Below are 19,974 nucleotides of genomic sequence, written 5' to 3' on the forward strand. Positions count from 1 at the left end.
CGATCAGTCAGCCAGACGCCAGGTCGTGCCACCCTTGCCGTCTTCCAGCACCACGCCCATGGCGGTGAGCTGGTCGCGGATACGGTCGGATTCGGCCCAGTCTTTACCAGCACGAGCCGCCAGACGCGCAGCAATCAGCGCATCAACCTCAGCCGCATCAACCCGCCCTTCGGCACCGGCCTGCAGGAAGTCATCGGCTTCGAGCTGCAACACACCCAGCACGCTAGCCAATTCCTTCAAGCGCGCCGCCAGACCCGCCGCCGCATCGAGATCACTCTCGCGCAGACGGTTGATCTCGCGAACCATCTCGAACAGCACCGCGCAGGCTTCCGGCGTGCCGAAGTCGTCGTTCATCACCTGAGTGAAACGCTCGACAAAGGCTTCGCCGCCAGCAGGCGCCACGCTTGGCAGACCTTTCAACGCATGGTAGAAACGCTCGAGTGCGCCTTTGGCGTCCTTGAGGTTGTCTTCCGAGTAGTTGATCGCGCTGCGGTAGTGGCTCGACACCAGCAGGTAACGCACGACTTCTGGGTGGTACTTTTCCAGCACGTCGCGAATGGTGAAGAAGTTGTTCAAGGACTTGGACATCTTCTCGCCATTGATGCGAATCATGCCGCAATGCATCCACGCGTTGGCGTAGGTCTTGCCGGTGGCCGCTTCGCTCTGGGCGATTTCGTTTTCGTGGTGCGGGAACTCGAGGTCGCTGCCGCCACCATGAATGTCGAAGGTCTCGCCGAGGCAGCAAGTCGACATCACCGAGCACTCGATGTGCCAGCCCGGCCGACCGTCGCCCCAAGGCGAAGGCCAGCTCGGCTCGCCCGGCTTGGCGCCCTTCCACAATACGAAGTCCAGCGGGTCCTGCTTGGACTCGTCGACTTCGATCCGCGCGCCGATGCGCAGGTCTTCGATTTTCTTGCGCGACAGCTTGCCGTAGCCCATGAACTTGGCGACGCGGTAATACACGTCGCCATTGCCCGGAGCGTAGGCGTAGCCCTTGTCGATCAGGGTCTGGATCATCGCGTGCATACCGGGGATATGCCCGGTGGCGCGCGGTTCCATGTCGGGCTTCTGGATGTTCAGGCGCGCTTCGTCTTCGTGCATCGCCGCGATCATGCGCTCGGTCAAGGCTTCGAACGACTCGCCGTTCTCGTTGGCCCGATTGATGATCTTGTCGTCGATGTCAGTGATGTTGCGCACGTAAGTCAGGTCGTAGCCGCTGAACCGCAACCAGCGGGTCACCAGGTCAAACGCGACCATGCTGCGGCCGTGGCCCAGGTGGCAGTAGTCGTACACGGTCATCCCGCAGACGTACATGCGCACCTTGTTGCCATCCAGCGGCTTGAAGACTTCTTTGCTCTTGGTGAGCGTGTTGTAGATCGTAAGCACTTTAGGTTCCTTGAATCACTGGCCCCACGAATCACGCAAGGTCACGGTACGGTTGAACACCGGATGACCGGGTTTCGAGTCCTTGATATCCGCGCAGAAGTAACCTTCGCGCTCGAACTGGAAACGGTCTTCCGGCTGTGCATTGCCCAGCGAGGGTTCAGCACGACAACCGGTGAGGACTTGCAGAGAGTCAGGGTTGATGTTGTCCAGGAAACTGGCGCTGTCTTCGGCCTTCTCAGGGTTGGCCGAACGGAACAGGCGATCGTACAGACGTACTTCGCACTCGACGCTGGCCGCAGCCGGCACCCAGTGAACCACGCCTTTGACCTTGCGGCCTTCAGGGTTCTTGCCCAGGGTTTCCGGGTCATAGGAGCAACGCAGTTCGACGATGTTGCCATCGGCGTCCTTGATCGCTTCGTCGGCACGAATCACGTAGCTGCCGCGCAGACGCACTTCGCCGTTGGGTTCCAGGCGTTTGTAGCCTTTTGGCGGCTCTTCCATGAAGTCATCGTGGTCGATGTAGATCTCACGGGCGAACGGCAGCTTGCGCACGCCCAGTTCTTCTTTCTGCGGATGACGCGGCAGTTCGAGGTTCTCGACCTGGTCTTCCGGGTAGTTGGTGATCACCACCTTCAACGGACGCAGCACGCACATGGCGCGCGGAGCGTTCTGGTCCAGATCCTGACGGATGCTGAATTCGAGCATGCCGAAATCGACGACGCCGTCAGAACGGTTGGTGCCGACCATGTCGCAGAAATTGCGGATCGACGCAGGCGTGTAACCACGGCGGCGGAAGCCGGACAGCGTGGACATGCGCGGATCGTCCCAGCCAAGAACGTGCTTTTCATCGACCAGTTGCTTGAGCTTGCGCTTGCTGGTGATGGTGTAGTTCAGGTTCAGACGGCTGAATTCGTACTGACGCGGTTGCGCCGGCACGGGCAGGTTCTCGAGGAACCACTCGTACAGTGGACGATGGCTTTCGAACTCCAGGGTGCAGATCGAGTGAGTGATGCCTTCGATGGCGTCCGACTGACCGTGGGTGAAGTCGTAGTTCGGGTAGATGCACCACTTGTCACCGGTCTGGTGGTGGTGAGCGTGGCGGATGCGATACATGATCGGGTCGCGCAGGTTCATGTTCGGCGAGGCCATGTCGATCTTGGCCCGCAACACGCGTGCGCCGTCCTTGAATTCACCGGCCTTCATGCGGGCGAACCAGTCGAGGTTTTCTTCCACGGAACGATCGCGGAACGGGCTGTTCTTGCCCGGCTCGGTCAGGCTGCCACGGTATTCCTTGGCCTGTTCAGGGCTCAGGTCATCGACGTAGGCCTTGCCGGCCTTGATCAGCTCAACGGCCCAATCGTGCAACTGGTCGAAATACTGCGAGGCGTAGCGCACTTCACCGGACCATTCGAAGCCCAGCCATTTGACGTCGCTTTCGATCGCGTCGATGTATTCCTGGTCTTCCTTGGCCGGGTTGGTGTCGTCGAAACGCAGGTGCGTGACGCCGCCAAATTCCTGGGCCAGGCCGAAGTTCACGCAAATCGACTTGGCGTGACCAATGTGCAGGTAGCCGTTGGGCTCAGGCGGGAAACGGGTGACGATCTGCGTGTGCTTACCCGAGTCCAGGTCCGCCTGGATGATCGGGCGCAGGAAATTGACCGGCACGGCAGGGCCGGTCTTGGAATTCGAGGTAGGGTCGACAGTGGGCTTGCTCATAGGATCCTTGAACGTACAAGTGCGCGGCCAGTTGGCCAAATCAAAGCGGCTGTTAAAACAAAGGGGCTTATCATAGCCGATGCCGTCAAGTCGCTGACAGCGCAGGGCAAAAAACGGCTGCATTTAATCGGATGCAAATGAAAAACAGCCTCGAAATTCGCGCTTGGCACGCTAAACTGCGCATCTTGGCCAAAATTGGCCGGACCGGTTGAGGGCTTCAACGCCCCGAAACCCACGAATTCCCAGAAAACGCTTTTTTTAAAAAGAGTCCCCGATCATGACCCAAGTCAAACTGACCACCAACCATGGCGACATCGTCCTGGAACTGAACGCTGAAAAAGCCCCGATCACCGTGGCCAACTTCATCGAGTACGTCAAAGCCGGTCACTACGAAAACACCGTTTTCCACCGCGTCATCGGTAACTTCATGATCCAGGGCGGCGGTTTCGAGCCAGGCATGAAAGAAAAGAAAGACAAGCGCCCAAGCATCCAGAACGAAGCCGACAACGGCCTGCCGAACGAGAAGTACACCGTTGCCATGGCCCGCACCATGGAGCCGCATTCGGCTTCCGCCCAGTTCTTCATCAACGTGGCTGACAACAGCTTCCTGAACCACAGCGCCAAGACCACTCAGGGCTGGGGCTACGCGGTATTCGCCAAAGTCGTTGCAGGCACCGACGTGGTCGACAAGATCAAAGGTGTTTCCACCACCATGAAGTCCGGCCACCAGGACGTACCAGCAGAAGACGTGATCATCGAGAAAGCCGAGATCATTGAGTGATACTGCTGATTTCAGACTTGCATCTGGAAGAGGAGCGCCCGGACATCAGCCGGGCGTTTCTGGATTTGCTCGCCGGACGCGCCCGCTCGGCGAGTGCGTTGTACATCCTGGGCGACTTTTTCGAGGCGTGGATTGGCGACGATGCCATGACGCCCTTTCAGCGTTCCATCTGCCAGGCCCTGCGCGAACTCAGCGACAGCGGCACGGCCATTTTTCTGATGCACGGCAATCGCGACTTCATGCTCGGCCAGGCCTTTTGCAAACAGGCCGGCTGCACATTGCTGAAAGACCCGAGTGTCGTGCAGTTTTACGGTGAGCCGGTGCTGTTGATGCACGGCGACAGCCTCTGCACCCGCGACGAAGCCTATATGAAGCTGCGTCGCTATCTGCGTAACCCGATCACCCTGTTCATCCTGCGGCATCTGCCCTTGGGCACCCGGCATAAACTGGCGCGCAAGCTGCGCAGTGAAAGCCGTGCCCAGACGCGGATGAAGGCGAATGACATTGTGGATGTCACGCCGGAAGAAGTGCCGCGGATCATGCAGGCCTTTGGCGTGAAAACCTTGATCCATGGGCACACCCATCGCCCGGCCATTCACAAGTTGCAGATTGGCGAGCAAGCGGCCAAGCGCATTGTGCTGGGGGATTGGGATCGTCAGGGCTGGGCGTTGCAGGTGGATGAGCAGGGGTTTGCGTTGGCGCCCTTCGACTTCACCCTGCCGCCACAGCTGGCAGCACCTGCGAACTAACTACCGGACACAAAACCCTTGTGGGAGCGAGCTTGCTCGCGATAGCGGACTCACATTCAATATCTTTATTGATTGGTCCACCGCCATCGCGAGCAAGCTCGCTCCCACAGGGGTCAGTGTTTTTTTCAAGTTTTGAGCCAGTCACATATCCGCTGTGTTTGACTTAGTGACCAGAAGCAGCAGGCCCAGCCTTCGCCGCAAACGGCGGTTTCGCCAGCCACACCAGCACAATCAAACCCATGAATGCCCACCCCAGCAACGTGAAGTAATCCACGGTGGAGAGCATGTACGCCTGACTGGTCAGCACATGATCCAGTTGCGCATACGCCGGATTGCTCGCCCCGCCCAAGCTGTTCAGCGCCTCGCGGGTAGCCGGCTCATAGGTGCTGATGCTTTCGCTCATATAGGCGTGGTGCTGATCCGCCCGGCGTATCCAGATCCACGTCGTCAGCGACGCCGCAAAACTACCGCCCAACGTCCGCAGGAACGTCGCCAGGCCAGCGCCGTCGGCGATCTGACTCGGTGGCAGGTCCGACATCAGAATGCTCAAGGTCGGCATGAAGAACAGCGCCACGCCAATCCCCATGAACAGCTGCACCAGCGCGATGTGCTGGAAGTCCACTTCGTTGGTAAACCCGGCACGCATGAAGCAGCTCAGGCCAATCGCCAGGAACGCCAGGCCGGCCAGCAGCCGCAGGTCGAACTTGTGTGCGTATTTGCCGACAAACGGCGACATCAGCACCGGCAGAATCCCGATCGGCGCCACCGCGAGCCCCGCCCAGGTCGCCGTGTAACCCATCTGGGTTTGCAGCCATTGCGGCAGAATCAGGTTGATCCCGAAGAACCCGGCGTAACCCAACACCAGCACAATCGTGCCGATGCGGAAGTTGCGGTAAGCGAACAGCCGCAGATTGACCACCGGGTGTTTGTCGGTCATTTCCCAGATCACGAACACCGCCAGCGCTATCACTGAAATGGCCGCGCCGATGAGGATGAAGTTCGACTCGAACCAATCCAGGTCATTGCCCTTGTCGAGGATCACCTGCAAGGCGCCGACGCCAATGATCAGCGTGATCAAACCGACGTAATCCATCGGCTGATAGCTGGTTTCCACCGGCCGCGCCTTGAGTTGCTGGCGCACCACCATCACCGCGAAAACACCGATCGGCACGTTGATGAAGAAAATCCATGGCCAGCTATAGCTGTCGGTAATCCAGCCGCCGAGGATGGGGCCGGCAATCGGCGCCACCACCGTGACCATCGCCAGCAACGCCAGGGCCATGCCGCGCCTGGCGGGCGGATAGACGGCAATCAGCAGCGTTTGGGTCATCGGGTACAGGGGGCCTGCCACCAGACCTTGAAGCACGCGAAAGCCAATCAGCTCCGGCATCGAGGTCGAGATACCGCACAGAAACGAAGCCAGCACGAACAGAATCGTCGCCCAGAGAAACAGCTTCACCTCACCAAACCGTCGGCTGAGCCAACCGGTCAGCGGCAGCGCGATGGCGTTGCTCACGGCGAACGAGGTAATCACCCAAGTGCCCTGCTCCGAACTCACGCCCAGGTTGCCGGAAATCGTCGGCAGCGCCACGTTGGCGATGGTGGTGTCGAGCACTTGCATGAAGGTCGCCAGCGACAGGCCGATGGTGCTGAGCAGCAGGCTGGGCGGCGTGAAAGAGGCGTTATTGCTCATCGCGAATCCTTTGGAACCTGATTGGCGCAGCGCCTGTTACTGACGCAGCTGACCTTGTGGGAGCGAGCCTGCTCGCGAAAGCGCTGGTTCAGTCAACAGTGATGTTGAATAGAAAACCGCATTCGCGAGCAGGCTCGCTCCCACAGGGTCGGTGTGATGACCAATCAGCGTTGAACGGTTTTGCTGACCGCAGCGCTGTTGTCGTGGATCAACTGAGTGATCATCGCGTCGGCCTCGGCCAACTGACGGTCATACACATTGGTGCTGAACGAAGCCTTTTGCGGCGGCTGTTGTGCCAGCACCGGGCCGCTCTGGTCGCGCAGGTTCACATCGACCTGAGTCGACAGGCCGACCCGCAACGGGTGCTTGGCCAGTTCTTCGGCGTTGATGTGAATCCGCACCGGCACCCGCTGGACGATCTTGATCCAGTTGCCAGTGGCGTTCTGTGCTGGCAACAAGGCAAACGCGCTGCCGGTACCGGCGCCGAGGCTGTCGATGGTGCCGCTGAACTTCACGTCGCTGCCGTAGAGGTCGGCTTCAATGTCTACCGGCTGACCGATACGCATGTCACGCAGTTGGGTTTCCTTGAAGTTGGCGTCGATCCACAGCTGATCCAGCGGAATGACCGCCATCAACGCGGTGCCCGGCTGGACGCGTTGGCCCAGTTGCACGGAACGTTTGGCGACATAACCGGTGACCGGTGCGATCAAGGTGCTGCGGGAGTTGTTCAAGTAAGCCTGACGCAATTGTGCGGCAGCGGACATCACGTCCGGGTGCGACGACACCACGGTGTCATCGACCAGCGCACTGGTGGTTTTCAGTTGCTGTTTGGCGTTGGCCAAGGCGTTTTGCGCCGAGGCCAGGTCGTCGCGAGCGTGGGACAGTTCTTCCTGGGAAATCGCGCCGCCAGCGGCGAGGTTTTTCCGGCGATTGAAGTTGTCCTGAGCCTTTTGCACTTCAGCCTGTTGCGCGTTGACCTGGGCTTTCATGCCGTCGACGTTGCTGTACAAGCCACGAACCTGACGCACGGTGCGGGCCAGATTGGCCTGGGCACTTTGCAGACCGACTTCGGCGTCGTTCGGGTCGAAGTTGATCAGCACCTGGCCTTCGTGAACCAGGTCGCCATCGTCGGCACCGATGCTGACCACGGTGCCGGTGACTAACGGAGTGATTTCCACCACGTTGCCGTTCACATAGGCGTCGTCGGTGCTTTCGTTCCAGCGCCCGTAGAATTCGTGATAACCCCAGACGCCGACACCGGCGAGGATCACCACGATCGTCAGTACAAACAGCATCACTTTGCGTTTGCGCGAATTGCTGGTGTCTTGAGCGTTGTCAGGGGTTTGTGTTGCTGTATCGGCAGTGGCCATGACAAATACCTTGAATTAGTTGTGCTGCGTGGCTGGGGTTGCGTTGGCTGCGGTCAGGGTTTCGCCCTGGAAGCCGCCGCCCAGCGCCTGCATCAGTTGGATCGACAGGTCGATCTGCTCGGCATTCAGGTTGGCCAGCTGACGCTGGGCCTGGAGCAATTGCTGCTCGATGCTGAGCACGTCCAGGTAATTCCCGATGCCGGAACCGTATCGCTGGACCACTGTGTTGTAAGAATCCTGGGCAATGTCGGTGGCGTGCTGCTGAGCGCCGATCTGCCGGCCGATATCGCGCAACTGGTTGATGGTGTCGCTGACATCACCCAGGGCTTTCACCAGGCTTTTGTTGTACTGCGCCACGGCGAGGTCGTAATCGGCATCGCGGGAATCGAGATCGGCGCGCAGGCGGCCACCGTCGAAAATCGGCACAGAGATCGTCGGCGCAATGTTGAAGAAACGACTGGCCGAACCGAACATCGCGTCGCCCAGCAAAGATTCGGCACCGGCCGCAGCGCTAAGGTTCAAGTTTGGATAGAACTGGGTTTTCCCGGCGTCGATGTTCTTGCTCGCCGCCTCAACCCGCCAACGTGCGGCCACCAGGTCTGGACGACGACCGAGCAACTCGGCCGGCAGCACCGAGGGCAACGCGACGGCGCTGGCCTGGAGGATTTTCGGCCGGGCGATTTCGTTGCCGCGATCCGGGCCTTTACCGAGCAAGACGGCCAACGCGATTTTCGCGCTTTGCAGGCGTTTTTCGGCGTCGATCAGGCTGGCTTCGGACGTGGCTTCCAGACTTTCGGTTTGCTGGAACTGGTACTGACTGTCGATCCCGGAGCTCAGGCGACGCTGACTCAGGTCGAGCATTTGTTTGGTGCGCTTGAGGTCTTCACTGGCCAGGTCATAGACGATGTGCGCCTGACCCAGATCGCTGTAAGCGCGAGCGACGTCGGCGGACAAGGTCAACTGAGCGGCCTGTTGATCGACTTCGGCAGCACGGGCCTGACCCAGTGCGGCTTCCCAGGCATCACGCTGACCGCCCCAGAGGTCGAAGTTGTAATTGAAACTGGCGCCGATGTTGCGCACGGTGGAATAAGTGCCGCCCTGCCCGCTCGGGTCCTGATCCCGGGCCAGACGCGACCGGCTGACGCCAGCACTGGCATCGAGGGTCGGCATGCGCGCGGCATCCGCTGCATAAGCGGCGGCGCTGGCCTGGTGGGCGCGGGCGTCGGCGATTTGCATGTCGGGGCTGTCGTGCAGGGCTTCGCGGATCAAGCCGTCGAGCTGTGGGTCGCCGAGGCTTTTCCACCAGTCGCTTTTTGGCCAGGCCGCGGGCGACAAGGTCACGCCGCTGAGTGATTGCCCGGCCTTGAGGTTTTTCGCATCGAGGCTTTTGCCTTCGGTGGTCAGGCCGCTGTAGCTGGCGCAACCGGCCAGGGTCATGGCCGCCAGCACCAGGCTCAGGCCGGTACGCAAGGTTTTACTGCTCATTTGTCACCTACCCGCAGCAACGTGATCGAGTCACCGGCTGCCACCAAAATTTTCTTCAGGATCTGTTCGAGGGTCTGCAACTCCTCTGGGGTGATCGCGCCGGCCAGTTCATTCATCGCGTCGGCGCCGATCTCTGGCAGGCGGTCAGTCAACTGCTGCCCTTGCTCGGTCAGCACCAGCTGAACCTGACGACGATCGGCTTCGGAGCGTTGGCGGGCGAGGAAGCCTTTCTGTTCCAGACGGTCGAGCATGCGGGTCATCGATCCGCTGTCCAGCGACAGGTGACGGCACAGCTCGGCCGGGGTATCGACGCCGAACTGGGCCATGATGATCAGCACTTTGAACTGCGCGGCGGTGATGCCGTGGGGTTCCATGTGCGTGTCGATGATCCGGTCCTTGAGCAGCGCAGCACGCCCGAGCAGGAGGCCGAGATGGCAAGTATGGAATGCGTCTGGGGTGAAATGTTTCATCTGTCCACCAATTAGCTGCCTAGGCAGAGAATGTATGTCGAGATGTTACTGCCTAGGCAGCGAATGTCAACGTAATAGTTAGGTTGCTTGCTATTTAGTTGATAAATGGCGATGGATTTTGCGGTGACCGATCTGACGCCATCGCGAGCAAGCTCGCTCCCACAGGGATCACACTGAACCTTGTGGGAGCGAGCTTGAACTGGCCTAATGATTTTGGACACTTCAATCGGGCGCTATGATGGCGCCCAAATCTGAGGTGTCTGGATATGCGTAAATCTTATTCGAGTGAGTTCAAACTCAAGGCTGCCAGTATGGTGCTGGACGAGGGGCAGTCAGTTCCCGACGTCTGTGCCAGTCTGGATATTGGCCCTACCGCCTTGCGCCGTTGGGTCGATCAGGTTCGCAAAGAGCGCTTAGGTTCAACCCCGGAGGGGGCCAAGGCAATCACCGCCGATCAGCGAGAGATTCAGCAGCTCAAAGCGTTGCTCAGGCAAAAAGACCTGGACATTGAAATCTTAAAAAAGGCCAGTGCTCTCCTGCTTTTGGACTCCAAAGATCATTCTCGTTGATCAATGAGCTGGACGAGCAGTACGGCGTTAACAATTGCTGTCGGGCGTTTGGAGTCAACCGCAGCAGCTTTTACGCCTGGCGTCAGCGCCAAGGCAAGGTGAAGCCTGAGCGGGAGAAACTTAAAGCCGTGCTGGTCGAGCATCACAAGGAATCCAGAGCGTCTGCGGGGTCTCGCACCCTTTCCAAGGAGCTGCAAGCAAAGGGGCATCGTGTCGGGCGGCATATGGCTCGCAGTTTGATGCGCGAAGCCGGTGTTGCCAGTCATCAGCGGCAGCGGCACAAGTACAAATCTTCCGGCGTGGAAGCGTTGGTGGCGCCGCATGTGCTCAAGCGCAAGTTTGATGTCACGGCGATCAACCAGGTGTGGTGTGGCGATGTGACGTACATCAAGGTGGGCAAGCGCTGGATGTATTTCGCGGCGGTGCTGGATTTGTTTGCTCGCCGGATCGTGGGGTGGTCGTTTTCAATGATTTCCGATGCCACGCTGACCTGCGAAGCGTTGCGAATGGCGGTTCAATTGCGAGGTCGTCCAAAAGAGGTGCTGTTTCACTCTGATCAAGGTTGCCAATACACCAGCCACAAATTCAGGAATGAGATGCGTAAGCACGGACTCCTGCAAAGCATGAGTCGTAAAGGTGAGTGCTGGGACAACGCCCCGATGGAGCGTTTCTTTGGGAGCCTGAAATCAGAGTGGGTACCAGAAAACGGCTACAGCTCGGAGCATGAAGCACGCGTGGATGTGCAGCGTTATGTGATGCGTTACAACAACGTCAGACTCCATAGCTACAACGACTACCGGTCGCCGGTAGCCATGGAGAAATTGGCTGCGTGAACCTTAACTGGTGTCCAGAATTACTTGACCAGTTCAGCTTGCTCGCGATTGGAGCGCCTCGGTTTTTTTGAAGGAGCGCGGGGTTAGAAATCCCGCTTGTAGAAGATATCCAGCGAACTGGCCACGCCGCCCGCCGCTTCGAGGTAGACCTTCTTGCTCAGCTTGTAACGCAAGGCGATGGTGTTGGCCGGCTCGAACACGCCAACGCCATAACGCAGGCTGAGCTTCTCGGAGATATTGCCGCTGGCCACCACGCTGGTGGCGCTGCCGCTACCCTCGGTATCGAGCTGAAAATCCTGAATCCCCAGGTTTTTCGCCAAGCCGCTGGTCACTCCCGAACTGCCCATCAAGCCCAACCCGAGCGCGGCCTGGGCGAGCATGTTGTTGTCTTCACCGTTACTGGCCAACGGACGCCCCAGCACCAGATAGGACAACGCCTGCTCCTGGCTCATGGCCGGCTCGGAGAAAATCTGTGTGGTCGGCTGCTCGGCGCTGCCGCTCAGGCGAATGCCGGCGATCACGTCGTCGGTCTGGCGAATCGCTTCGATATCCAGATACGGCTGATCGATCGGGCCGGCAAACAGCAAACGCGCCCGGCGCACGGTCAATCGCTGACCGTAGGCACGGTATCGCCCATCGTTGAGCCAGAGCTCGCCGCGGGTGTCCATGTTGTCGCCGATGTGCACATGACCTTGCAGGTTGGCGGTCAGGCCAAATCCGGCGAAGCTGAGCTTGTCCTGACCGACCACCACATCGACGTCCATCGCCATGGCCATCGGCGGTTTGCCCTCTTCGGTCTGCTGTCCGACGATCACCGTGTCATCGGACACCTTGACCGTCGATGGCGGCAACTCGCGCACGGTGATCTCGCCTTTCGGCACCAGCACTTTGCCGGTGATCGCCAGTTTGTCGTCCTTCACCGAAATCTTCAGGTCCGGCGCCACTTCCAGCTTGGCGTACGGCTCGACGGTGACGGGCAATTGCGTACCTTTGAGCGCCAAATCAACCACCAATGCCTGACCCCAGGCGATGTTGCCGCTCAAGGTGCCCTGCCCGGTCTTGCCGCTTTTCCAGCCGCCGTTCAATTGCACGGTTTCGCCAGCGATCACGGCTTGAAGTTGCAGCGCTTCAAGGTCCATCGGCAGTTCAGGCCCGGAAATCTCGCCGTCGCTGAGCAGCAGATTGCCGTTGACCTGCGGCGCCAGCAGTGTACCTGCGAGCGTGCCGCTGCCATTCAAGCGTCCGGTCAGTTTCTCGACCATCGGTACAAACGGCCGCGCTACCGAAAGGTCCAGTCCATTCAAACGGAATGAGCCGGTCAGTGGCTTGTCCTTCGGTAACGGATTGATCTGCGCCTGGAGCATAAGCTCACCGAGCTTGCCACCAACGAAGTTGAGGTCAGTGTCGATGCGCTTGGGCGTGAGTTTGCTGTTGAGTTTCAGGGTCTGGTACGGGAAGTCCAGCCACTGGTCCTTCTCCTTGATGCGCAACGTGCCGCCGCTGGCATCGATGCTGATCTGGCCGTTCGGGCCGCTGGCCGGCAGGTCCAGTTGCAGGTCGGCGTTGAGTCGTCCCTTCCAGGCGAAATCCTTGGGCAACCACTGAGCCAGGCTGTCGATCGGGAACTGTTTGAGGTGATAACGCAGCTTCGGCTCAGGCATCAGGCGCTGATCCTCACCGCACAGGCTAGCCGGGCCGGACGTCCAGCAGTGAGCGCCAAAATTGATCTTGCCGTCCGCCAGCCGCTCCAACTTCGCCGGACCTTGCAGTTTCCAGTCTTGACCGCCGGCCTGGATATCGCCGCTGGCCAGGCGCCCGCGCCAATTGCCCTGGTCCAGATTGCCGTCGAGGCCGAGCGCGAGTTTCAGCTTCGGCCCTTGCAGGTCGAGGGTGAGTTTCTGGTTTTTGATATCGCCCTGGCCGCTGGCGGTCAGCGTGCCCAGTGACGTCTCACCGGCCTGGATGCCGCTGCCCTTGAGGTCGATTTTCGCGCGCTGCGCGCTGTCGAGGGTGGCGTCCAGGTTCAGGCTTTGCAGGCGATTGTCTTCGAAGGCCAGTTGCGTGCCTTGCAGCCCGAGCTTGCCTTGCGGGGCCTTGAGCGTCCCGGCGACATCGATGCGACCATTGAGCTGACCGCGCAGTTGCGGCCACAGCTGGGCCAGGCGCGGCAGCTTGATATCGATCTGACCGGCGAGCTTCTGTTGCAGGCTGCCCTTGCCGTTGATGCTGTTGTCACCGAGGCGAATCTGCAATGCACTGAGGTTCCATTGCTCGCCGCCGCCATCGGCTTTGGCCTGGATCACTGCCGGCTGGCCGCGCAGTTTGCCTTTCAAATCCAGGTCAGCGGTCAGGCTGAGTTTTTCATTCTTCATCTCGCCTTTGCTGCGCAACGGTCCGGCCAGGATGCCCGGCAACTCCGCGACCCAGTACGCCGGGTTGATCGCCGACAGGTCCAGCGCGGTGTCCCAGGCAATGCCATCGGCGAATTGCAGGTTCAGGTGCCCTTCGGCCTTGCCCTGCCCGGCTTCGAGTTGAATTTGTTGCAGGTAGATTTTCGTCAGATCACCGCTGAACGGGCTGGTCAGGCTGAACGCCCCGGCCGGGCCGTCGAGTGCGGCTTTGAAGCTGCCGAGGTATTTACCGTCGGTGTAGGAGACCTCACCGTTGAAGCTGCGCAACGCCACTTCTGGCTCATCGATCAGCGGATAGAGGCGATGCCACGGGAAATCCAGCCAATCGATTTTTGCATCGGCGCTCAGGCCTTTGCTCCAGTCGAGGTTGCCGGTGAGTTTCAGGCTTTGCTTGTCGTTGGCCGTGAGGTCCAACCCGGCGATCTGAGCGCCGTTGGCGTCGACCTTGCCTTGCAGCAACAACGCGACCGGGCCAAGTTCTGCGGGCAACGTGGCTTTGCCAAGCAACTGGTAACCGTTTTTCAGGTCGCCGTCGCCGGTGAGCTCCAGTTGGTTGAGCTGCAGGGTGTCCGGCAGATCGGCGCCAGGCTTGAAACCGTCAGCGGTGATCCGCACCTTGGCCGGCAGGTTTTCCACCAGCGGTTGCAGTTCGCCGGTCAATTGTCCGTCGAGGTAACCGCTGCTGTCGGCTTTCAGGTTGAGGGTTTTCAGCAGATCGCCTTCAACCTTCAGGGCCAGCGTCCAAGGCCCGGTGCCGGGGGCTGGCAGAGTCAGTTTGCCTTCGGCCTTGAGCGGCCAGTTCCCGCTGGGTTGCAGCAGGCCTGAAAGATTCAGGCTCAGGTCATCCCTTTGCAAATGAACGGAATCGATCTGCAAACCGTTGGCCGTCCAGTGCGCCGCCAGTTGCAGGCCCTTGAGCTCTTCGCTGCCGTTGAACATCAGGCTGCCGACCTGGACATCGCCCAGTTCGATGGCCAAAGGCAGTTTCAAATCCGGGAGACTGATCGGCCCGCTGCTTTCTTCTTCCGTGCCTGGCGGAAACTGCAGGCTGACCTGATCGGCTTTCAATTGCTCGATGCACAGGGTCATGCGCGTCAGGCACAGCGGCGACCAGGCGAAAATCACCTTGCTCAGCTCAACCCGGCTGCTGTCCTGCTGCCACAGCACATGATCGGCACTCCACTGTCCGCCCAAACGGCCCTGGAAATTCTCGACGGTCAAACCCGGCACAAACCCCAGCGCCCAGCGACTGCCCGTTGCCGTGCCCAGTACTGTGGCCACGGCCAAAACGACCAGCATCAGCAGCGCCAGAATCGCCAGCAGCGTTATTTTCAAACCACGATTCACAGCTCAGGCCCCATGGAAAAGTGCAGTCGAATGCCGCCGTCGTCGTCCATCGCATGGGCCAGGTCGAGGCGTATCGGCCCTACCGGAGAAACCCAGCGCACACCGATGCCGACGCCGGTCTTGAGGTCCGGCAGTTCGAGGGTATTGAAGGAATTGCCTTGGTCGATGAAGGTCGCGACCCGCCATTTTTCGGCAATGGAGTACTGATACTCGACGCTGCCGGCAACCATGTAACGGCCGCCGATGCGGTCACCCTCGGAGTTTTCCGGGGACAGGCTCTGATAGTCGTAACCGCGCACGCTCTGATCGCCACCGGCGAAGAAGCGCAACGACGGCGGTACCGATTTATAGCCGTTGGTGGCGCTGCCGCCGACCTGCACCCGCCCGAGGAAGCGGTGTTTGTCGAAGACCGTGGTCAAGCCTTTCACCAACGCGGTGCCGTAAATCAAGTTGGTGTCGGAGCCCAACCCTTCCTTGGCCACTTTGGTCTCGAATCCCAGGCGATAACCGTTGTGCGGGTCGATGCGGTTGTCACTTTTAAGGTAGGAATAGCTGACGCCAGGCATCAGCAATGTGCTGAGCCCCGAGTCGTCGCCGAGCCTGTATTCCTCGCGCTGCCACTTGAGCGACACCACTCGCTGCCAACCGCTGGGCAGCTTGCTGTGCCACTCGGGGCCGATGGTCAGCAGTTTGCTGAGGGAGTCCTTGTCGGCGATTTCTTCATTCTGATAGCCCGCAGCGAACCGCAATTTGTCGGTCAGCGGCGGGTCCAGGGGAATGTCGTAGAACACACCGACGTTCTGCCGGGGCGCCGAAACCTCGGTCTCCCAGCCATAGCTGTGCCCCTGAGGGTTGACCCAATGCCGGGTCCAGTTGGCCTTGATCCGTGGGCCGACGTCGGTGGAATAACCCAGCCCCAGGCCCATGGTCCGTGGTTTGCGGGTTTCGAGTTTGACGTCCACCGGGATCACGTCGTTCTTGGACGCCGTCGGCGCCGCATCCACCCGCACGCTTTCGAAATAGCCGCTCGATTGCATGGCTTGATTGAGTTCGGCGATCAGTTCGGAGTCATAAGGCGCGCCCGCCTTGAAGGGCACCATGCGCAGCAGCAGGTCTTCGTCGAACGGCGTGTCACCTTCGAAACTGACCTTGCCCAGTGAATAGCGCGGGCCGCTGTTGTAGATCAGTTCGATGTCGGCAACGCCGGCTCGCGGGTCGACCGACAATTTCTGGCTGCTGAAGTAACCGCTGAAAAAACCATAGCGCGAGGCCTGATTCTGAATCAGGCGCTTGGCATCTTCGTAATGGCCATGGTTGAGCACGGCGCCGGTTTTCAACGCATCGCTTTTGGGTACACGGAAGGATTTGAGGGAGGCGGCCGGGCCGTCGATGCGAATAGTGACATTGCGCAGGTGCACCGGCTCGCCGGGATCGATGTTCAGCACCAGACGCGGCGTCTTGCCGCCCTTCACATCCGAGTCGATCTGCGGCTGGTAATAACCCAAGGCCTGGGCAGCCTTGCGCGCCTGTTCTTCGGCGCCGCGACTGAAGCGCAGCAAGGCTTCTTCGTCACGATCGCCGAGGCTGCCGATATAGCCCTCTATATTGGCTTTCAGTTCATCGTTGGACGGTTTGATCCGCACATCCAATTCACTTTGCGCCAGCGCCGCGCAGCTGGTAATCAGCATCAGCACGCCGCTGGTCATTCTTCCTGGAAAATTCATAGGCGCGGATGCTATCACGAGCTTGGGAGCGTGATAGAGCCTAGCGTGCGGTGAAAGTTCTACCTTTATGCCGTTGCTGTTTGTAACACCTGAGGATTGGCGTGAAAAAACACGTGTTCGCGGATCGGTCCTACGGCGACTTCTCCTATTTCCTCATAGCCCTGACGCTTATAGAACTCCAGATAACGAGGATTCCCGGTATCGAGGATTACGCCCTCGGAGTGTTCATCCACCGCGCACCAGTTATGCACCGCTTGCAGCAATTGTTCGCCAAAGTGTTTGCCCTGAAATTGCGGATGAACCCCCAGCAATGGCAGCAGGTGCACCGAATCGGACGGCACGCAAGCCATCACGGCATCGTGATACTCGAGATAGCGTCGGGTGCAGCGAAACCCGGTGCTGAGCACCATGCGTAGACGCCAGGCCCAACTTTCAGTGATGCCCAGGCGACGTTGCGGCGGCGCGATCAGCGCGATGCCGATCAACCGGTCGTTGACCAACAGGCCGATGGCCGGCAAGTCCTGAAGAAAGTGTTGTTTGACCAGTTCGCGCACGGTGGCGCGGACCCGCTGTTCATAACCGGGGCGCTCCGCTTCGAACAGGTAGCCGAACGTCGGCTCATGCCGGTAAGCCTGGTACAACAACGAACGTGCTTCGCGGGAATAGCCGCTGTCGAGCATGTGAATATCGGCGATGACGGTCGAAGTTTCGGGCATAACGGTTGATCTCCCCTGGCACAGGTCAGATGACTGCGCTCTTATTGGTACGAGCCTATAAGCAGCGGCACAGTTCCTTGCTGATCCAAATCAGCGTTGCCGCTATCGCGAGCAGGCTCGCTCCCACAAGGTATAGACCAGACTCGTCCCCTGTGGGAGCGAGCCTGCTCGCGATGGCGTCCCTAACTGCCAATATAGATCTGACAGAACACAGTGAATCCCCTCACCCCACGCTGGCCCCATTCCTACATGTCAGCTAGCATCGCCCTTTTGCCAGGACTGCCGACCATGAAGATCGTCTCCTTCAACATCAACGGGCTGCGAGCTCGCCCCCATCAGCTGGCGGCGCTGATCGAAAAGCACCAGCCAGACGTGATCGGACTGCAGGAAACCAAGGTTCACGATGACCAATTCCCGCTGGCCGAGGTTCAGGCGCTGGGCTATCACGTGTATTTCCACGGTCAAAAAGGTCATTACGGCGTCGCCCTGCTCTCGCGTCAGGAACCTATCGCGCTGCACAAAGGTTTCGCCACCGATGAAGAAGACGCTCAGCGCCGCTTCATCTGGGGCACGTTCGCCGACGCCAATGGCGTGCCGGTGACCATCATGAACGGCTATTTCCCACAGGGCGAAAGCCGCGATCACCCGACCAAGTTCCCGGCCAAAGAGCGCTTTTACAGCGATCTGCAGCAATTGCTGGAAACCCAGTTCAGCAACGATCAGCCGGTGGTGGTGATGGGCGACGTGAACATTTCCCCGGAAGACTGCGACATCGGTATCGGCCCGGACAACATGAAACGCTGGCTGAAAACCGGCAAATGCAGCTTCCTGCCGGAAGAACGCGAGTGGATGGCCCGCTTGAAGAACTGGGGCCTGGTGGACAGCTTCCGTCACTTGAACCCGGAAGTGGCCGACCGTTTCAGCTGGTTCGACTACCGTAGCCGCGGTTTTGAGGATGAGCCCAAGCGTGGGCTGCGGATTGACTTGATCATGGCGTCCCATGGGTTGTTGTCACGTGTGAAGGATGCGGGGGTGGATTACGAACTGCGCGGGATGGAAAAACCATCGGATCACGCGCCGATCTGGCTTGAATTGAGCTGATCCCTACCTGTCGACACAGATCAACTGTGGGAGCGAGCCTGCTCGCGAAAGCGATCTTACATTCAACATTTGCGTTGAATGTTACGCCCTCTTCGCGAGCAGGCTCGCTCCCACATTTAAAGACTGTCATCTTTCAGAAACCTTACTGACTTATTCTCCCGGCACTTCCTTTGGCTTATAAGGTGCTGGCATGACGCTGCGCGTGTTGTTCCTGTTGATGCTGTGCGCCTGGCTGCCGCTGACGGCGTCGGCTGGCGCGTTGCCGACGCCCGAGTCTGGCCCGGTGTTGCGCATCCAGGGTTCCAACACCATTGGTGCGGCATTGGGCCCGGCGCTGGTTGAGGGGTTGATGCGCGAACAGGGCCTGCTCAAGGTTCACAGCGAGGCCCCGGACAAAGCCAACGAACTGCGCGTCATCGGCGAAACCGTTCAGGGCCGCCGGGTCGCGGTGGACATCGCGGCCCACGGTTCCAGCACCGGTTTCACCGCCCTGAAAACCGCCACCGCCGACCTCGCCGCCTCCTCGCGCCCGATCAAGGACAGCGAACGGACAGACCTTGCACGCCTGGGCGACTTTAAAAGCCCCGGCGCCGAGCAGGTCATCGCCATCGATGGCCTGGCGATCATCCTTCATCCGCAAAATCCGTTGAGTGAACTGAACACCGAACAACTGGCACGAATCTTCAGCGGCGAGGCAAAAACCTGGGAAGAACTCGGCGGCACCGGTGGGACGATTCATCTCTATGCGCGGGATGACCAATCGGGCACCTACGACACGTTCAAGGAATTGGTCCTCAGCCGTCGTGGGAAAACGCTGAGCAGCGCGGCGAAACGTTTCGAATCCAGCGAGCAATTGTCCGACGCGGTCAGCCTCGACCCGCAAGGTATCGGCTTCATCGGCCTGCCTTACGTGCGTCAGGCCAAAGCCGTGGCGATTGCCGATGGCCAATCCCAAGCCATGTTGCCGCTCAACAGCCTGATTGCCACGGAAGACTATCCGCTGTCCCGCCGGCTGTTCTTTTACCTGCCACCCAATGGGAAAAATCCCTGGGCCGAAGCACTGGTGGCGTTCGCCCAAAGCAGCAAGGGTCAGGCGATTGTCGCGGCCAATGGTTTTATCGCCCAGACCGTCCAGGCCATGACCGTCACACCGAACGCGCTGATGCCTGAGGGCTATCAGGCGCTCAGCCGTCACGCCCAACGACTGACAGTGAATTTCCGTTTCGAAGAAGGCAGTGCGACGCTGGACAACAAGGCCCGGCAGGACCTGTCGCGGGTGCTCGACTATATAAAGCAGCGTGACAAGATCAATCGGCAGGTGACGCTGGTGGGGTTTGGCGACGCCAAAAGTGATCCGGCGCGCGCCGATCTGCTGTCGAAACTGCGCGCGATGGCGGTGCGGCGCGAACTGGTGAAAAGCGGCGTGGTATTTCGCGAGATCCGTGGTTTTGGCGCCGAGATGCCAGTGGCGGCCAATAGCGCGGATGAGGGGCGAATCAAGAATCGGCGGGTTGAGGTTTGGGTGTATTGACGGTGTGTGTGTGTGTGTGTGTGTGTGTGTAGCAGCTGTCGAGCCTGCGAGGCTGCGTTCGGTTCGGGCCGCGTTCGGACGCAGCCGTCGTA

15 protein-coding genes are annotated in these 19,974 nt (G+C 59.7%); 6 read left to right on the forward strand and 9 right to left on the reverse strand.

Annotated features, from left to right (window positions below; all coding sequences use genetic code 11):
- Positions 1-3: 3 nt before the first annotated feature.
- The gene (gene cysS, locus AC3IUE_RS22110) at positions 4-1,386 is read right to left on the reverse strand and encodes a cysteine--tRNA ligase (RefSeq protein WP_489263754.1); all 1,383 of its coding nucleotides are present in this window, start codon (positions 1,384-1,386) and stop codon (positions 4-6) included.
- Between the two features lie 15 nt (positions 1,387-1,401).
- Positions 1,402-3,102 (reverse strand): glutamine--tRNA ligase/YqeY domain fusion protein, encoded by a 1,701-nt coding sequence (locus AC3IUE_RS22115; protein ID WP_046047618.1) that lies wholly within the window; start codon positions 3,100-3,102, stop codon positions 1,402-1,404.
- Between the two features lie 277 nt (positions 3,103-3,379).
- Between AC3IUE_RS22115 and AC3IUE_RS22120 the strand changes: the two genes are divergently transcribed.
- On the forward strand, positions 3,380-3,883 hold the full coding sequence (locus tag AC3IUE_RS22120; RefSeq protein WP_033057103.1) for a peptidylprolyl isomerase: 504 nt from the start codon (positions 3,380-3,382) through the stop codon (positions 3,881-3,883).
- The gene (gene lpxH / locus AC3IUE_RS22125) at positions 3,880-4,632 is read left to right on the forward strand and encodes a UDP-2,3-diacylglucosamine diphosphatase (RefSeq protein ID WP_489263755.1); all 753 of its coding nucleotides are present in this window, start codon (positions 3,880-3,882) and stop codon (positions 4,630-4,632) included. The genes AC3IUE_RS22120 and lpxH overlap by 4 nt, the downstream gene beginning before the upstream one ends.
- Before the next feature lie 163 nt (positions 4,633-4,795).
- Here the strand turns inward: lpxH and AC3IUE_RS22130 are convergent, their stop codons facing one another.
- The 4 genes from AC3IUE_RS22130 to AC3IUE_RS22145 form a co-directional block, all read right to left on the reverse strand.
- Positions 4,796-6,325 (reverse strand): DHA2 family efflux MFS transporter permease subunit, encoded by a 1,530-nt coding sequence (locus AC3IUE_RS22130; RefSeq protein ID WP_095128971.1) that lies wholly within the window; start codon positions 6,323-6,325, stop codon positions 4,796-4,798.
- A 164-nt stretch (positions 6,326-6,489) separates the two neighbouring features.
- A complete protein-coding gene (locus AC3IUE_RS22135; RefSeq protein WP_489263756.1) occupies positions 6,490-7,695 on the reverse strand; it encodes an EmrA/EmrK family multidrug efflux transporter periplasmic adaptor subunit in 1,206 nt (401 codons plus the stop codon).
- A 15-nt stretch (positions 7,696-7,710) separates the two neighbouring features.
- A complete protein-coding gene (locus tag AC3IUE_RS22140) occupies positions 7,711-9,180 on the reverse strand; it encodes an efflux transporter outer membrane subunit (RefSeq protein ID WP_489263757.1) in 1,470 nt (489 codons plus the stop codon).
- Complete coding sequence (locus AC3IUE_RS22145; protein ID WP_046047482.1) at positions 9,177-9,650, reverse strand: MarR family winged helix-turn-helix transcriptional regulator; 474 nt, start codon at positions 9,648-9,650, stop codon at positions 9,177-9,179. The genes AC3IUE_RS22140 and AC3IUE_RS22145 overlap by 4 nt, the downstream gene beginning before the upstream one ends.
- Before the next feature lie 266 nt (positions 9,651-9,916).
- Between AC3IUE_RS22145 and AC3IUE_RS22150 the strand changes: the two genes are divergently transcribed.
- Together AC3IUE_RS22150 and AC3IUE_RS22155 are read left to right on the forward strand one after the other, a co-directional pair.
- Entirely contained in the window at positions 9,917-10,219 is a 303-nt protein-coding gene (locus AC3IUE_RS22150; protein WP_056739092.1) for a transposase, read from the forward strand.
- Positions 10,216-11,052 (forward strand): IS3 family transposase, encoded by an 837-nt coding sequence (locus AC3IUE_RS22155; protein ID WP_056739091.1) that lies wholly within the window; start codon positions 10,216-10,218, stop codon positions 11,050-11,052. Before AC3IUE_RS22150 ends, AC3IUE_RS22155 begins: the two co-directional genes overlap by 4 nt.
- An 83-nt stretch (positions 11,053-11,135) precedes the next feature.
- Here AC3IUE_RS22155 and AC3IUE_RS22160 read toward each other — a convergent pair whose 3' ends face one another.
- The 3 genes from AC3IUE_RS22160 to AC3IUE_RS22170 form a co-directional block, all read right to left on the reverse strand.
- Positions 11,136-14,810, reverse strand: a complete 3,675-nt coding sequence (locus tag AC3IUE_RS22160; RefSeq protein ID WP_489263758.1) for a translocation/assembly module TamB domain-containing protein — start codon at positions 14,808-14,810, stop codon at positions 11,136-11,138.
- A complete protein-coding gene (locus AC3IUE_RS22165; protein WP_489263759.1) occupies positions 14,807-16,534 on the reverse strand; it encodes an autotransporter assembly complex protein TamA in 1,728 nt (575 codons plus the stop codon). The genes AC3IUE_RS22160 and AC3IUE_RS22165 overlap by 4 nt, the downstream gene beginning before the upstream one ends.
- A 65-nt stretch (positions 16,535-16,599) precedes the next feature.
- Positions 16,600-17,250, reverse strand: a complete 651-nt coding sequence (locus AC3IUE_RS22170; RefSeq protein WP_046047485.1) for a GNAT family N-acetyltransferase — start codon at positions 17,248-17,250, stop codon at positions 16,600-16,602.
- A gap of 288 nt (positions 17,251-17,538) precedes the next feature.
- Between AC3IUE_RS22170 and xthA the strand changes: the two genes are divergently transcribed.
- Both xthA and AC3IUE_RS22180 read left to right on the forward strand, forming a co-directional pair.
- Positions 17,539-18,351: an exodeoxyribonuclease III gene (xthA, locus tag AC3IUE_RS22175; RefSeq protein WP_489263760.1), complete on the forward strand. Its 813-nt coding sequence runs from the start codon at positions 17,539-17,541 to the stop codon at positions 18,349-18,351.
- A gap of 190 nt (positions 18,352-18,541) precedes the next feature.
- Positions 18,542-19,882 (forward strand): substrate-binding domain-containing protein, encoded by a 1,341-nt coding sequence (locus tag AC3IUE_RS22180; RefSeq protein ID WP_489263761.1) that lies wholly within the window; start codon positions 18,542-18,544, stop codon positions 19,880-19,882.
- Positions 19,883-19,974 lie beyond the last annotated feature (92 nt).

It is taken from the genome of Pseudomonas sp. GL_093, from assembly GCF_057837605.1.